Origin of the sequence: Microbacterium sp. K24 (assembly GCF_004794465.1) — a bacterium.
Classification (GTDB): Bacteria; Actinomycetota; Actinomycetes; order Actinomycetales; family Microbacteriaceae; genus Microbacterium.
Map to the genome: position 1 here is coordinate 1 of NZ_SSDJ01000015.1, position 13594 is coordinate 13594.

General features: G+C 71.1%; 12 protein-coding genes. 5 read left to right on the forward strand and 7 right to left on the reverse strand.

The window, feature by feature from the left end; genetic code table 11:
* The first annotated feature begins 167 nt into the window (after positions 1 to 167).
* Positions 168 to 377, forward strand: a complete 210-nt coding sequence (locus DW306_RS00365) for a methyltransferase (RefSeq protein WP_136053676.1) — start codon at positions 168 to 170, stop codon at positions 375 to 377.
* A 43-nt stretch (positions 378 to 420) separates the two neighbouring features.
* Here the strand turns inward: DW306_RS00365 and pheA are convergent, their stop codons facing one another.
* Positions 421 to 1371, reverse strand: a complete 951-nt coding sequence (gene pheA, locus DW306_RS00370; protein WP_136053677.1) for a prephenate dehydratase — start codon at positions 1369 to 1371, stop codon at positions 421 to 423.
* 78 nt (positions 1372 to 1449) lie between these two features.
* Here pheA and pgm point away from each other — a divergent pair, with 78 nt between their 5' ends.
* A complete protein-coding gene (pgm, locus tag DW306_RS00375) occupies positions 1450 to 3099 on the forward strand; it encodes a phosphoglucomutase (alpha-D-glucose-1,6-bisphosphate-dependent) (protein WP_136053678.1) in 1650 nt (549 codons plus the stop codon).
* Positions 3100 to 3177: 78 nt separating this feature from the next.
* On the opposite strand, the gene DW306_RS00380 is transcribed toward pgm, so the two are convergent.
* The 3 genes from DW306_RS00380 to DW306_RS00390 all read right to left on the reverse strand — a co-directional run bounded on the left by DW306_RS00380 (position 3178) and on the right by DW306_RS00390 (position 6606).
* Positions 3178 to 4281, reverse strand: a complete 1104-nt coding sequence (locus DW306_RS00380) for a glycerate kinase (protein WP_136053679.1) — start codon at positions 4279 to 4281, stop codon at positions 3178 to 3180.
* Positions 4282 to 4418: 137 nt separating this feature from the next.
* Positions 4419 to 5558, reverse strand: coding sequence for a cobalamin-independent methionine synthase II family protein (locus tag DW306_RS00385; protein WP_136053680.1), 1140 nt, complete (start codon positions 5556 to 5558; stop codon positions 4419 to 4421).
* Between the two features lie 64 nt (positions 5559 to 5622).
* The gene (locus tag DW306_RS00390) at positions 5623 to 6606 is read right to left on the reverse strand and encodes a LacI family DNA-binding transcriptional regulator (protein WP_168429183.1); all 984 of its coding nucleotides are present in this window, start codon (positions 6604 to 6606) and stop codon (positions 5623 to 5625) included.
* A 164-nt stretch (positions 6607 to 6770) separates the two neighbouring features.
* On the opposite strand from DW306_RS00390, the gene galT reads away from it, so the two are divergent.
* The 3 genes from galT to galE are packed head-to-tail and all read left to right on the forward strand — an operon-like array spanning position 6771 to position 10222.
* A complete protein-coding gene (gene galT, locus DW306_RS00395) occupies positions 6771 to 7961 on the forward strand; it encodes a galactose-1-phosphate uridylyltransferase (protein ID WP_136053682.1) in 1191 nt (396 codons plus the stop codon).
* Complete coding sequence (gene galK / locus DW306_RS00400; protein WP_136053683.1) at positions 7958 to 9196, forward strand: galactokinase; 1239 nt, start codon at positions 7958 to 7960, stop codon at positions 9194 to 9196. The genes galT and galK overlap by 4 nt, the downstream gene beginning before the upstream one ends.
* A 48-nt stretch (positions 9197 to 9244) precedes the next feature.
* Positions 9245 to 10222 carry a UDP-glucose 4-epimerase GalE gene (galE, locus tag DW306_RS00405; protein ID WP_136053684.1) on the forward strand — a complete coding sequence of 326 codons (978 nt, stop codon included), beginning with the start codon at positions 9245 to 9247 and terminating at the stop codon, positions 10220 to 10222.
* Positions 10223 to 10400: 178 nt separating this feature from the next.
* Here galE and DW306_RS00410 read toward each other — a convergent pair whose 3' ends face one another.
* The 3 genes from DW306_RS00410 to DW306_RS00420 form a co-directional block, all read right to left on the reverse strand.
* Positions 10401 to 11735 carry an MFS transporter gene (locus DW306_RS00410; RefSeq protein ID WP_136053685.1) on the reverse strand — a complete coding sequence of 445 codons (1335 nt, stop codon included), beginning with the start codon at positions 11733 to 11735 and terminating at the stop codon, positions 10401 to 10403.
* The gene (locus DW306_RS00415; RefSeq protein WP_136053686.1) at positions 11732 to 12661 is read right to left on the reverse strand and encodes a polysaccharide deacetylase family protein; all 930 of its coding nucleotides are present in this window, start codon (positions 12659 to 12661) and stop codon (positions 11732 to 11734) included. Before DW306_RS00415 ends, DW306_RS00410 begins: the two co-directional genes overlap by 4 nt.
* A 21-nt stretch (positions 12662 to 12682) precedes the next feature.
* Positions 12683 to 13594: ROK family protein (locus DW306_RS00420; protein ID WP_136053687.1), on the reverse strand; the 912-nt coding region annotated here is incomplete at its 5' end.

The following is a 13594-nucleotide window of genomic DNA, read 5'->3' on the forward strand; positions in this document are numbered from 1 at the left end:
GCCGCGACAGCCGCCCTCACCGAGCTCGCCGCCGAGTGGCGCCCCGCCGACAGGCCCTGACGCGCAGCGCCGCCCGACTGTCAAGCCCCCTGGCTTTCCGGGGGCGTCAGGCGTAGCGTCGCGTTCACGGTCACCGGCCGTGTCATGGCTGTGGAAGGAGTTCGACGATGAGCACCACGAAGACCCTCGCCCTCTGGGTCGCCTACGGACAGAACGGAGTGGTCGGCAGCATCCGCCACGACGAGGACGGCTACGCCGTCACCATGGTGGGATCGGATGCCGCGACAGGCACGTACCCGAGCCTCGCCTCCGCCAAGGGCGCTCTGCACTCCCACATGGCTCCCGGCAGCGATTGGCCCCGCTTCCAGGAGCACTGACCCGCGCGTCCGCGTGGGCCGCGCGCCCTCGCAATCCCCGGGCCTACTCCTCGGGTTCGCCGGAGAGGATGCCGCGCAGCCAGTCGCGCGCCTCGACGAAGATCTCGTCGGCGTAGCGATCGGGGTACTGCACGATCTGCCGGTCGGCGCGCGGGTACGAGCCGAGGAACACGACGCGCGGACTGAAGCGGCGGATGCCGAGGAGCGCGTCGGCCATCCTCTCGTGCTCGATGTGACCGTCGGCGTCGATGACGAATCGGTAGCGCCCGAGCTCGTCGCCGATCGGCCGCGACTCGATGAGCGACAGGTTGATGCCGCGGGTCGAGAACTGCTCGAGCATCTCGAGGAGCGACCCGGGGTGGTCGTGCGGCAGCTCGACGATCAACGAGGTCTTGTCGGCACCGGTCGGCTCGGGCGGCGTCGTGGTGCGGGTGACGAGCACGAACCGGGTCACGGCCTGCGCGTTGTCGCCGATGCCCTCGGCCAGCACCTCGACGTCGTAGTGCTTCACGATGCCGGGAGCGGCGATGGCGGCCTGCGCCGGCAGCGACCCGTCGAGCACGCCGATCGCCGAGGCCACGTTGCTCGCTGCGGGCACGTGCGAGTGCGAGGGCACATGCGCGCCCAGCCACCCGTGGCACTGCGCGTACGCGACCGGGTGGGCGGCGATGACCTCGACCTGATCCAGCGTGGTTCCGCGCGGCGCGACGAGCACGAAGTTCACCCGCACGAGGTACTCGCCGATGATCCGCAGACCCGGCAGTGTCGCGAGCGCATCCTGCGTGGTCGAGACGCCGCCCTCGATCGAGTTCTCGATCGCGATCATGGCGGCGTCGCTGCGCCCCTCGAGCACGTCGTCGAGAGCCTCGCCGACGTTGTGCACCGGGCGCCAGTCCTGCCCTCGCGCCTCGGCGACCTGATCGAGTGCCGCCTCCGTGAAGGTTCCGGCGGGGCCGAGGTAGCTGTAGGTGCGGCGTTCAGTCACGCATTTCACCTTAGCCCTCGGCGACTCCCCCGCGATTCGGATGTCAAGGCGGATGCGATCCCTGCGAACAGGGGGCAGACTGAGAGGATGACGAGCCGTGCCGGCCTCCCCGCGGAGGACACTGACCTGATCGACGTCGACGAGCTGATCGCCGCCTACTACGACCGCGTGCCGAACCCGGAGGTCGCCGCCGAACGGGTCGTCTTCGGAACGAGCGGCCATCGCGGATCGTCGCTGTCGAACAGCTTCAACGAGACGCACATCCTCGCCACCACGCAGGCGATCGTCGACTATCGCACCTCGCAGGGCATCACCGGCCCGCTGTTCCTCGGGCGCGACACCCACGCCCTCTCGCTGCCCGCCGAGCGCAGCGCCATCGAGGTGCTGCTCGCGAACGGCGTCGACGTGCGCGTCGACTCCCGTGACGCCTGGGTGCCGACGCCGGCGCTCAGCCACGCCATCCTCACGTACAACCGCACCCTCGTCTCGGGTGAGGGCAACGCCGGCCGCGCCGACGGCATCGTCGTCACCCCTTCGCACAACCCGCCGCGCGACGGCGGGTTCAAGTACAACCCGCCGCACGGCGGACCGGCCGACACCGATGCCACGGGCTGGATCGCCGACCGCGCCAACGCGCTGATCGCGAACGGACTCGAGGGCGTCAGGCGCGAGCGCTTCGCCGACGTCGACTGGGACGCGATCACCGGTTACGACTTCCGCGACGCCTACGTGCGCGACCTCCCCTCGATCATCGACATCGACGCGATCCGCCGTGCCGGTGTGCGCATCGGGGCGGATCCCCTCGGCGGAGCATCCGTCGAGTACTGGGCGCTGATCGCCGAGGTCCACGAGCTCGACCTCACCGTCGTCAACCCGGAGGTCGACCCGACCTGGCGCTTCATGACGCTGGACTGGGACGAGAAGATCCGGATGGACCCGTCGTCCCCGTCGGCGATGGCGTCGCTCGTCGCCAAGAAGGGCGACTACGACGTGCTGACGGGCAACGACGCCGACGCCGATCGGCACGGCATCGTCACCCCGGATGCCGGGCTGATGAACCCGAACCATTACCTCGCGGTCGCGATCGACTACCTCTACTCGCACCGCAGCGAGTGGCCGCGGGATGCCGCGATCGGCAAGACCCTCGTGTCGTCGATGATCATCGACCGCGTCGCCGAGTCCCTGGGCCGTCACCTGCTGGAGGTGCCCGTCGGCTTCAAGTGGTTCGTGCCGGGTCTGCTCGACGGCTCGGTCGCGTTCGGCGGCGAGGAGTCCGCCGGGGCCTCGTTCCTCCGCAAGGACGGCTCGGTCTGGTCGACCGACAAGGACGGCATCCTGCTGTGCCTGCTCGCCGCCGAGATCATCGCGGTGACGGGCAAGACGCCGTCGGAGCGCTACGCCGAGCTCGAGGAGGCGTTCGGTTCGTCCGCCTACCAGCGCGTCGACGCCCCCGCGACGCCGGCGCAGAAGGCGACGCTCGGCAAGCTCTCACCGGATGCCGTGACCGCGACGACCCTCGCCGGCGAGGAGATCACCGCGAAGCTGACGCACGCGCCCGGCAACGGCGCCGCGATCGGTGGCCTCAAGGTGCAGACCGAGCACGCTTGGTTCGCCGCCCGCCCATCGGGAACGGAAGACGTCTACAAGCTGTACGCCGAGAGCCTGCGCGGCCCCGAGCACCTCGCCGAGGTGCAGGCCGAGGCCCGCGCGGTGGTGTCGGCGGCGCTCGGCGGCTAGCCCGTGCACGCTGGATCAGAAACACATCCGCGCCTGGTCGTGAAGATGCGTTTCTGATCCAGCCTGAGTCCAGCCCGGCTAGACCCGGCGGGCGAGTTCGGCACCGGCCGCGCGCAGCCAGCGCGCCGGGTCTGCGAGCGCGGCATCCGACGATCCGGCGATCTCCGTGAGGGAGGCGGATGCCGCGAACAGGCTCGTGTCGGAATCATCGGTGATGCGTCCGGCGGCGAGCATCGCCCGCGCCTCGGCGTCGGCGGCGAGTGATGCAATGAACGAGGGGACCTTGCCGTCGCCGGACTGCCCGTCGTACGAGCCCTCCCCGGTGATGACCACGTCGGCGTCGGCGATCGCGTCGGCGAGGCCGATGAGTTCCGCCACCTCGGCCGCGCCGGGGGCGAGCACGCCGCCCCAGACGACGAGCGCTCCGCCGGTGCCTCCAGCCGCGCCCGTGCCGGGCAGATCCGCGTCGAGGCCCAGCAGGGCAGCGAGGTGACCGAGGCCATGATCGGCGCGCGTGACGTCGGTCACGGAGTTCAGTCCCTTCTGGGGGCCGAAGACGGCGGACGCACCCCGTGGGCCGACGAGCGGATTCGTGACGTCGGTGAGCACGCGCACCTCGGGCGCCGTGCGCAGCCCGGACAGGTCGACGGAGGCGATGTCGGCGAGACCGCGAGCTCCGCGTGCGACCGGAGCGCCCGAGGCGTCGAGGAATCGCGCCCCCAGAGCGGACAGCATCCCGGTGCCGCCATCGGTCGAGCCGCTGGAGCCGATGCCGACGACGATCCGCGAGACGCCGTGATCGAGCGCGGCGGCGATCGCCTGGCCGAAGCCCGTCGTGTCGGCATCCCAGGGGCGCAGCTTCTCGAGCAGTTCGATCCCCGACGTCGAGGCGAGATCGATCACCGCGGTGCCGTCGGCGGCGTCCGCGGTCGGCGGCAGCAGCAGCCAAGTCGCGTCGATCATGTCGCCGGTCGGCCCCTCGACCGTGACGGGCATGCGCCGGGCTCCGGGCACCGCCGCGGCGAAGGCCGCGACCGTCCCCTCGCCGCCGTCCGCCATCGGCCGATGCACGAACTCCGCGCTCGGATCGACCTCGGACCATCCGGCCTCGAGGGCCGCCGCGGCATCCGCCGCGGTGATCGTCCCCTTGAAGCTGTCCGGAGCCAGCACGACCCGGGTCATGCTGCGACCTCGGGCAGGGCGGGTGCCGCATCTCGCGCCGGACTTCCCGGGCGACGGGCGGACGCAGGCTCGGCGGGAGACGAAGACGCGCTCATGATCGAGAGCCTAGTGCGAGGACGCCGCCCGCTTCGGGCGACTCAGCGCCGCCGGGAGCTCGCGATCTCCGCCCCGGCCGCCAGGGTCTCGAGCTTCGCGTAGACGATGTCGGGATCGACGGCGCCGAACCCGGCGAAGGTCGAGAAGCCGCAGTCCGATCCGGCGATGACCCGCTCGGCGCCGACGAGAGCGGTGAACGAGGCGATGCGCTGGGCGACGACCTCGGGATGCTCGATGAAGTTCGTGGTCGAGTCGATCACGCCCGGGATCAGCACGCGGTCGTCCGGCACGAGATCCGCGTGATCCCGAAAGGCCTGCCAGTCGTGCTGATGCCGCGGATTCGACGCTTCGAACAGCAGCCCCTGGGGCTTCGCCTTCATGAGCGCGGGGAGGATCGTGCGCATCTCGATGTCGCGGTGGTGCGGGCCTTCGTAGTTGCCCCAGCAGACGTGCATGCGCACGCGCTCCGCCGGCACGTTGCGCAGCGCATGGTTGAGTACTTCGACGTGCCTCTCCACGACCCGCAGGTACTCGTCGTCGGTGCTGTCCTTGTACGTCATGTGCCGGCCGAGCCCGATGTCGGGACTGTCGAGCTGGAGGAGGAAACCTGCGGCGACGATCGCCTCGTACTCCGGGCGCATCGCCTCGGCCAGCGCCTCGAGGTAGGCATCCGGGTCGCCGTAGTGGTCGTCCGGCTGGAAGAGCGCGATCACGCCGGGGGACGCCGCGTTCATGAAGGCGCCGACAGGATGCTGCCGATCCACGGCCGCCTGCAGATGCCGCAGGTCCGCCTCGAGAGGTGCGAGCGTCTTCGGCGCGACCGGACCGACGCAGCGGGGCCGTCGGTACGTGGGCGTGCCGCCGCTCTGCGCCTGTCGCTGCAGGAACCCCGGGAAGTCCTCCAGGTCGGCCGGCGGGGTGCGCGGGCTGTCGCCGTCGAAGCCGGTGATGCGGTCCTTGATGTACGTCGCGTACGAGATCTTCGACATCTCGCCGTCCGCCACGATGTCGATCCCGGCGGCCACCTGCCGGCGGACGCACTCGTCGACGGCGTCTCCGACGACCGCGTCGAACCGCGATGGGTCGACGGGCTCGCCGCGCTCCTGGGCGAAGACGAGATCGGTGACGGCGGCGCTGCGCGGAAGCGAACCGACGTGGGTGGTCAGGATGCGGTCAGCCATATATCGCAGTCTGACATACGCATGCATTCCCGGCCAGCGGGGCGGTGCGGCCACCCGTGCGACGTCAGCGCGCGCGCGTGCTGGCGCGCTCCACGAGCAGCGTGGGGATGACCGAGGTCGCCGAACCGGCATCCTCGCCCTCAGCGTCGCCCGCTGCATCCTCGCCCTCGATCTCTGCGACCAGCGCGCCGACCGCGCGCTGCGCGAGGAGCGTGAAGTCCTGGCGGATCGTGGTCAGCGGTGGCCGGTAGTTCGCGGCATCCGGCACGTCGTCGAAGCCGATCACGCTGACGTCCTCCGGCACGCGGCGGCCGGCCTCGGCGAACGCGCGCAGCAGGCCGAGCGCCATCTGGTCGTTGGCGCAGAAGACGGCGGATGCCGCGGCCAGCGCAGCACCCGCGGCGAAGCCGGCGTCGGCCGTCCAGTCTCCGTGCACGACGTCGGGCGCCTCGATGCCGGCCGCGGTGAGGGTCTCGCGCCACCCGCGCTCGCGTTCGGCCGCGGCGTAGGAATCGACGGGCCCGGCGAGGTGGTGCACGGTGCCGTGCCCGAGCGCGAGCAGTCGCGCCGTCGCCGCGGCCGCCCCACCCCGGTGGTCGCTGTGCACGGCAGCGAAGCCCGCCTCGGTGGGCGCATCGACCACGACGAGTCGAAGCCCCACCGGATGTGCGTCCGCGGAGACCTGAGCGGATGCCTCGTTCAGCACGATCGCGCCGTCGACCTCCTGCTCGGCGAGACGGTCGAATGCCGAGGCGACGCCGTCGGCGGCGGTGACGACGGTGAGGGCGTAGCCGCGTTCCGCCGCAGCCTCAGCGGTGGCCTGCAGCATGCGCGAGTTTCCGACCGTGGCGAGCGTCGTGACCACGAGACCGATCGTCTGCGACCGCCCGGTGCGCAGGGCGCGGGCGGCGCGATGCGGGCGGTACCCGAGCTCGGCCATCGCCTTCTCGACGCGGGCCCGCGTCTCGGGATCGACCCGGGGGCTGTCGTTGACCACACGGGAGACGGTCTGTCCGGAGACGCCGGCGCGGGAGGCGACCATCGCCATCGACACGCGTCCGGACGACGGGCGGCGGGATCGGGGTCGCGAATCGGCGAGACGATCGAGATCGCTGTCGGTCACCGGCATCCTCCCTGCACAACTCAGGAATGTTGACGTTACCACGGCAATGTGCGTACCATGTTTACGTGAACACGGATAAAGTTGCGGAGATGCGCACGGAAGACCTCGGCGCCGGCGTGGTCATGCGCGCCACCACCCTGGCCGACGGCCGCGACCTGATCTACTACGACGACCCGGGGACGACGCTCGGAGCCGAGCGCGCCGTCGACGCCCGCTGGCTCGACCCTCGTCCCGACACGGCGACGATGCGCCTCGACGTGCTCACCGGCGACTGGATCACGGTCGCAGCGAACCGTCAGAACCGCGTCATGATGCCGAGCGTCTCCGCCGACCCGCTCGCCCCGCAGACGCCGGACAACCCGTCCGAGGTGCCCTCGCTCTACGACGTCGCGGTGTTCGAGAACCGCTCCCCGGCGTTCGGCCCCGCGCTCACCGAAGCCCTCGGCACGGCGCCCGCGGCCGCCAACCCTCCGCGCGGCCTCGACGATCTCGCCGCCCTCGGCCTCGGTCGCACCCGCACGTCGGTCGGCCGGTGCGAGGTCGTCTGCTTCAGCCCCGAGCACTCCGGCTCCTTCGGCACGCAGTCGGTCACCCGTGCGCGCACCGTGATCGAGGCCTGGGCCGACCGCACCGCCGCGCTGTCGAAGCTCCCCGGCATCGAGCAGATCTTCCCGTTCGAGAACCGCGGCGAGGCGATCGGCGTGACGCTGCCGCATCCGCACGGCCAGATCTACGCCTACCCGTACGTCACGCCGCGCACGACGCGCCTCCTCGACTCGATCGATCGGACGGCCCCCGATCTCTTCCAGCACATCCTCGAGTTCGAGCAGGCGTCGGAGCGGGTCGTCTTCCGCGGCGAGCACTGGACCGCCTTCGTGCCGTTCGCCGCCCGATGGCCCCTCGAAGTGCACCTGATGCCGCACCGTCACGTTCCCGATTTCGCGGAGACGACGGATGCCGAACGCGACGAGCTCGCGCCGCTCTACCTGCGCCTGCTGCGCGGGGTCGACGCGCTCTACGAGACGCCGACGCCGTACATCGCGGCCTGGCACCAGGCTCCGGTGCACGTCGGTCGTGACATCGTGCGTCTGCACCTCCAGCTGACGAGCCCGCGCCGGGCGGCCGACAAGCTGAAGTTCCTCGCCGGCTCCGAGGCCGCGATGTGGGCCTGGGCCGCCGAGGTCACCCCCGAACAGGGAGCCGCCCGCATCCGCGAGGCGATCGAACGCGCCGATGCCGCCGGGGCGACCCCGTCGATCGGCGAGGAGGAATCCGCATGACCCTGTCCGACACCCACGAGACCGAGACGCAGGATGCCGCCCGCGCGCTGTTCCTCGAGCTGACCGGCCGCCAGCCCGACGGACTGTGGTCGGCTCCGGGGCGGGTCAACCTCATCGGCGAGCACACCGACTACAACGACGGCTTCGTCCTGCCGTTCGCCATTCCGCACCGTACGGTCGCGGCGGTCGGGCTCCGTGACGACGACCGCGGACGCGTGCGCGTCGCCTCGACGTTCGCAGACGAGCCGGTGGAGGTCGCCCTCGACGAGCTCGACGAGCTGTTCCCCACGACGTTGGGCACCGAGCCTGCCGTTCCCGAATGGGCCGCGTACCCCCTCGGCGTCGCCTGGGCCCTGCGCCAGGCGGCGATGGCCGGTGCCGCCGCGGCGACCGGCGACGCCCGCGGCATCCGCGGCATCGACATCGCGATCGCCTCCGACGTTCCGGTCGGTGCCGGGCTCTCGTCCTCCGCCGCGATCGAGGGAGCGGCGGCATCCGCTCTCAACGATCTCTGGAGCACGGGGCTCGACCGCACCGCCCTCGCCCGCATCGGCCGCCGCGCCGAGAACGAGGCCGTCGGCGCCCCGACGGGCATCATGGACCAGATGGCGTCGATGCTCGGCGAGACCGACGCCGCGATCTTCCTCGACTGCCGCTCGCTCGACGCGAACCTCGTGCCGCTCGGCGTGGCCGAAGCCGGCCTGGCGATCCTCGTGATGGACACGCGCGTCAAGCACGCGCACTCGACCGGCGGCTACGGCGAGCGCCGCGCATCGTGCGAGCTCGGCGCGAAGATCATGGGCGTCCCGGCGCTGCGCGACGTGTCGGTCGACGACCTCCCGCGCGCACAGCAGCTGATGGACGACGTCACCTTCCGGCGCGTGCGTCACATCGTCACCGAGAACCAGCGGGTGCTCGACACGGTGCGCGTGCTGCGCGAGCAGGGTGCACGAGCGATCGGCGACCTGCTCGTCGCATCGCACGTCTCGATGCGCGACGACTTCGAGATCTCCGTCCCCGAGCTCGACACGGCCGTCGACGCGGCCCTCGCTGCGGGCGCGCTGGGCGCCCGCATGACCGGCGGAGGCTTCGGCGGGGCGGCGATCGCCCTGGTCGAGCAGGATGCCGTGACGACCGTGTCGGATGCCGTGGCCGCCGCATTCGCGGCATCCGGCTTCCGCGCCCCCGCCCTGTTCACGGTCACGCCGTCGGCCGGGGCTCACCGCGACGCCTGAGAGAATGGTCCGTCGACCGAGCCGCGCCCGCGGCAGGAGAGGAACGCAATGTCCTGGATCGTGACCGGCGGCGCCGGCTACATCGGAGCCCACGTCGTCCGCGCCCTGGCGGATGCCGGCCTCACCCCGGTCGTGCTCGACGACCTCTCCAGCGGCGTCGCGTCGTTCGTGCCCGACGGCGTGCCGTTCGTGCAGGGCAGCATCCTCGATCGCGAGCTCGTCGAGAAGGCCCTCCGCGACCACGACGCCGAAGGCGTGATCCACGTCGCCGGATACAAGTACGCCGGCGTCTCGGTGCAGCGCCCGCTGCACACCTACGCGCAGAACGTCGAAGGCACCCGCGTGATCCTCGAGGCGATGGACGCCGCCGGCGTCGCGAACATCGTCTTCTCGTCATCCGCGGCCGTGTTCGGCACGCCCGACGTCGCCCTCGTCGAAGAAGACACCCCCAAGAAGCCGGCGAGCCCCTACGGGGAGTCGAAGCTCATCGGCGAATGGCTGCTGCGCGACCAGGCGATCGCGACCGCCGACTCCGAGCATCCGCTCCGCCACACGTCGCTGCGCTACTTCAACGTCGTCGGATCCGCCGACCCGACCGTGTACGACGTCAGCCCGCACAACCTCTTCCCGATCGTCTTCGAAGCACTGATCGCCGGAAAGACCCCCAAGATCTTCGGCGACGACTACGCCACCGAAGACGGCACCAACGTGCGCGACTACGTGCACGTCGGCGACATCGCCGCCGCGCACGTCGAAGCTGCGAAGCGCCTCGCCGGCGGACAGCCCATCGAAGCCGCGTACAACCTCGGCTCTGGAGACGGCCTCAGCGTGAAGCAGATCATGGATGCCGTCGCCCGCGTCACCGGCATCGACTTCACCCCCGAGATCGGCGCCCGTCGACCCGGCGACCCCGACCGGATCGTCGCCACCGGAGAGCTCGCCGCGCGAGACCTCGACTGGAAGATGCGGTACTCGGTCGATGAAATGGTGCGGACGGGGTGGGAAGCTCGGCGGTCGGCTTCTTAGTTCTTTTTGGTATCTCGGGGGCGGGCGCGAGGGTCGCGTGACCGTCCGAGTTCTCCATGGCGGAGGTACGAGGAGGGGCAGGGGCTCGCTGCGCTCGCCGACTGCGTGCGATACCTCGATCCCCGGTCGTTGAGCGACGGAGCGGAGCGGAGGAGACGAAACGTCCCCGCCAACACGGTCAGAGGTCCCGGGAGCGGATGGGGTAGAGGAAGAAGCAGAGCCACGCGAGAGCGGTGAAGCCGAGCGGGATCACCGCGAGCATCAGGCGGATGCCGCCGTCGACGGACGGCGGCTGCGCGTCGCCGAGCGTCGCGTCGAACCCGGATGCCGTCAGCACCCCGGCCGCGACGATCGCCTGCAGCACGACGGAGCCGCGCACCACGAAGCCGTTCACCCCGAAGTAGGCGCCTTCCCGGCGGTGGCCGGTGCGCACGGCATCCGCATCGATGATCTGCGCGAGCACCACCTCGAGCAGCTGCAGCAGCCCGCCGACGCCGACACCCACGGCCACGCCGACGAGGGCGGCGCCGAGAACGTTCGACGGCACCAGGTATCCGAGCACGGCGACGCCGAAGACGGCGACGCTCCACAGCAGCGCGGTGCGCGGGCTGGTGCGACGCACGACCGCGCTCCACAGCACGATCGAGGGGATCGCGGTGACGAAGATCGCACCGAGCAGCAGGCTGCCCTCCCCCTCGGCGGCACGCAGCGAGTACCGCACGTAGAACGGGATCGCGGCGAGGATCACGGCGACCGCGGTCTGCACGAACAGCGACCCGAGCACGTACGGCACGAAGGCACGGTTCCGGAAGGTATAGGTCACCTGGTCGCGGAAGCGCATCGGCGCGGTTCCTTCCGCGGCGTCCTCCGGCACGCGCCGTTCGATCATGCCGCCGAGGAACGACCAGACGAGCAGCACCAGGCAGACGCCGCCCAGCACGAGGGCCATGCCCGGCCAGCCGATCGAGTCGTACAGCAGGGGTGCGCCGGCCGTGCCGAGCACGATGCCGAGGATCGCGAAGATCTGTCGCGGCACGTTCCCTCTGGCGCGCTCCTCCGTGGTGCGGAAGATCTCGGGGAACAGGGCCGAGATGTTCAGCACGACGACCACGAAGGCGATGTCGTACACGGCCACCACGATGAGGAACCACGCGATGAGGCCGGCGGGCGGGAGACCGGGAGGCATCCAGATCAGGGCGAACGCGACGACGAGCGGCACGATGCCGAGGCCGATCCAGGGGACGCGTCGGCCCCACGGGGTGCGGATGCGGTCGGAGAGCGCGCCGACCACAGGGTTCAGCACGGCGTTCAGGATGCCGTGCGCGATCATCGCGACCGCCACCCAGCCCGCCGGCACCGCGAGCTGCGAGACGTAGAAGTAGACGACGAACGCCGAGAACGTCTGCGCCATCAGCTGGGTGGGGAACCCCGATGCCCCGAAGGCGATCGACTGCGCCCGGCTGGGCGCCGTGTCCAGGCGCCGCTCGCGGAGGCGCCCACCCAGCGAGGTCATCGGATGCTGCTCCGCTGCAGGTCGCGCAGATCTCGCCAGCCCACCCGCACGAGCGCCTCGTCGTCGATCGCCTGCAGCACCACGGGGTCGTTCAGGAGCCGGTGCTCGTAGCCGCGCTTGGCGGCGCCGAAGTCGACGGCTGCTCGAAGCTCGTCGTCGTCGACCATCGGATGAAGGTAGACCTCTGTCAGACCCGCCGGCACCGCGCGCAGCAGGGCGACGAACCCGTCGCGCACCTGCTCGTACGTCTCCTCCTCGGGCGTCCCCTCGCCGAGCAGCGGAAACGGATGGCTCCACAGCCGGTCGACGATCTCGACGCCGGCGGCATCAGCTGCCGCGGCCGCGTCGTCGAGTTTCGCCTGCAGCGCGGCATCCGCCCCGACGCCGTCCATGCTGCGCGGCAGGCGGAACGGAAGTCCGCGGCGCGCGGCGAGCTCGAACACGGGACGGAGGAAGTCGCGGCCGGTGACGAGCCCGTAGACCGACCCCATGTGGTTGTCGAGGTGCGTGACATCGACGCCGGCATCGAGCGCGGCCTGCAGCTGCGCGGCGATCTCCGCGGCGACGTCGTCGTCGGAGGCGGTGTCCTCGACGACGGCGGTGTCGGCGGGGAAGAAGCCGTCGGCGTCGACGAGCGACGTCGAGATGCCGGTCAGCGGACGCCAGCGGTAGCGGGTCCACTCGCTGGTCAGCACGAGGTGCACGCCGACGTCGAGATCGGTGCGGGACGCGGCGAACGCGAGAGCCTCGGGGGACCAGGCGCAGGGCACCATGACCGTGGTCGAGTCGATCCGTCCGGCGCTGAGCAGCTTGACGATGGCCGTGTTCGCCGCATGGCACATGCCGAAGTCGTCGGCGTTGAGGATGATCGCCCGCGCGCCCGGCGCGAGTCCGAGACGATCGGCGAGGTCGGACGGAGCGGTCATCGGCGGATCCTGTCGGAACGGTCAGCGGGTCTTGGCAGGCGGGGTGAGGATGCTGGTGAAAAGCGCGACCCGAAGGGCGGATGCCGCCTCGCCGACCGCGCCGACGAGCGGGGCCTCCGGTCCGAACGAGGAGACGAGGAAGCGCAGGGGAAGCTGTGCGGCATACTCGTCGGCGACGCGCGCGACGGCGTCGACGAGCATCGGATGCACGGCGTCGCCGCCCAGGATGAACGCCTCGGGATCGAGCACCAGCCCCACCGTGCCGGCGATGAGCACGATGCGCCTGCCGATCTCGGCGACGAGCTTCTGCGCGGACTCGTCACCTCCGGCGGCCGCTTCGAGGTGCGCGACGAGCGAGGCGTCGACGTCGAGTCCGAGTCCGAGGGCGAGGTCGCCGACGACCGCGTCGTTCACGATCGGTGCGCCGATCGGCAGGGGTGTCTGCGGAAGGTAGGCGACCTCCCCGGCGACCCCGGAGAATCCGCGGTGCAGGACGCCGTCGATCACGATGCCCGCACCCAGGCCGTCGTCGAGGTGCAGCAGGGCGAAGCTCGCGAGTTCGTCGCCTGTTCCGGCGGTGAGCTCGGCGAGGGCGGCGAGGTTGACGTCGTTCTCGATGCGGATAGGGCAGCCGAGGGCATCAGCGAGAGCGGTGCGGAAGGCACCGCCGTCGGGCCCGAGGTCATCGCGGATGCCGCCCTCCGGGGTGACGATGCCGGGCACTCCGACGACGGCGAGGTGCACGGGTCCCTTGAGTGCGCGGCGGCACTGATCGATGATGCCGGCGATGTGCCCGACGCGATCGTCACCCAGGGGGAACGGGGCGTGCTGCTCCGCGCGGACGGCGCCCGTCGCGTCGACGAGGACGACGTGGGCGGCGCGGTGGTCGACGTGCACGGCGGCGGCGAAACCGAGCCGCGGATGCAGCCCGAC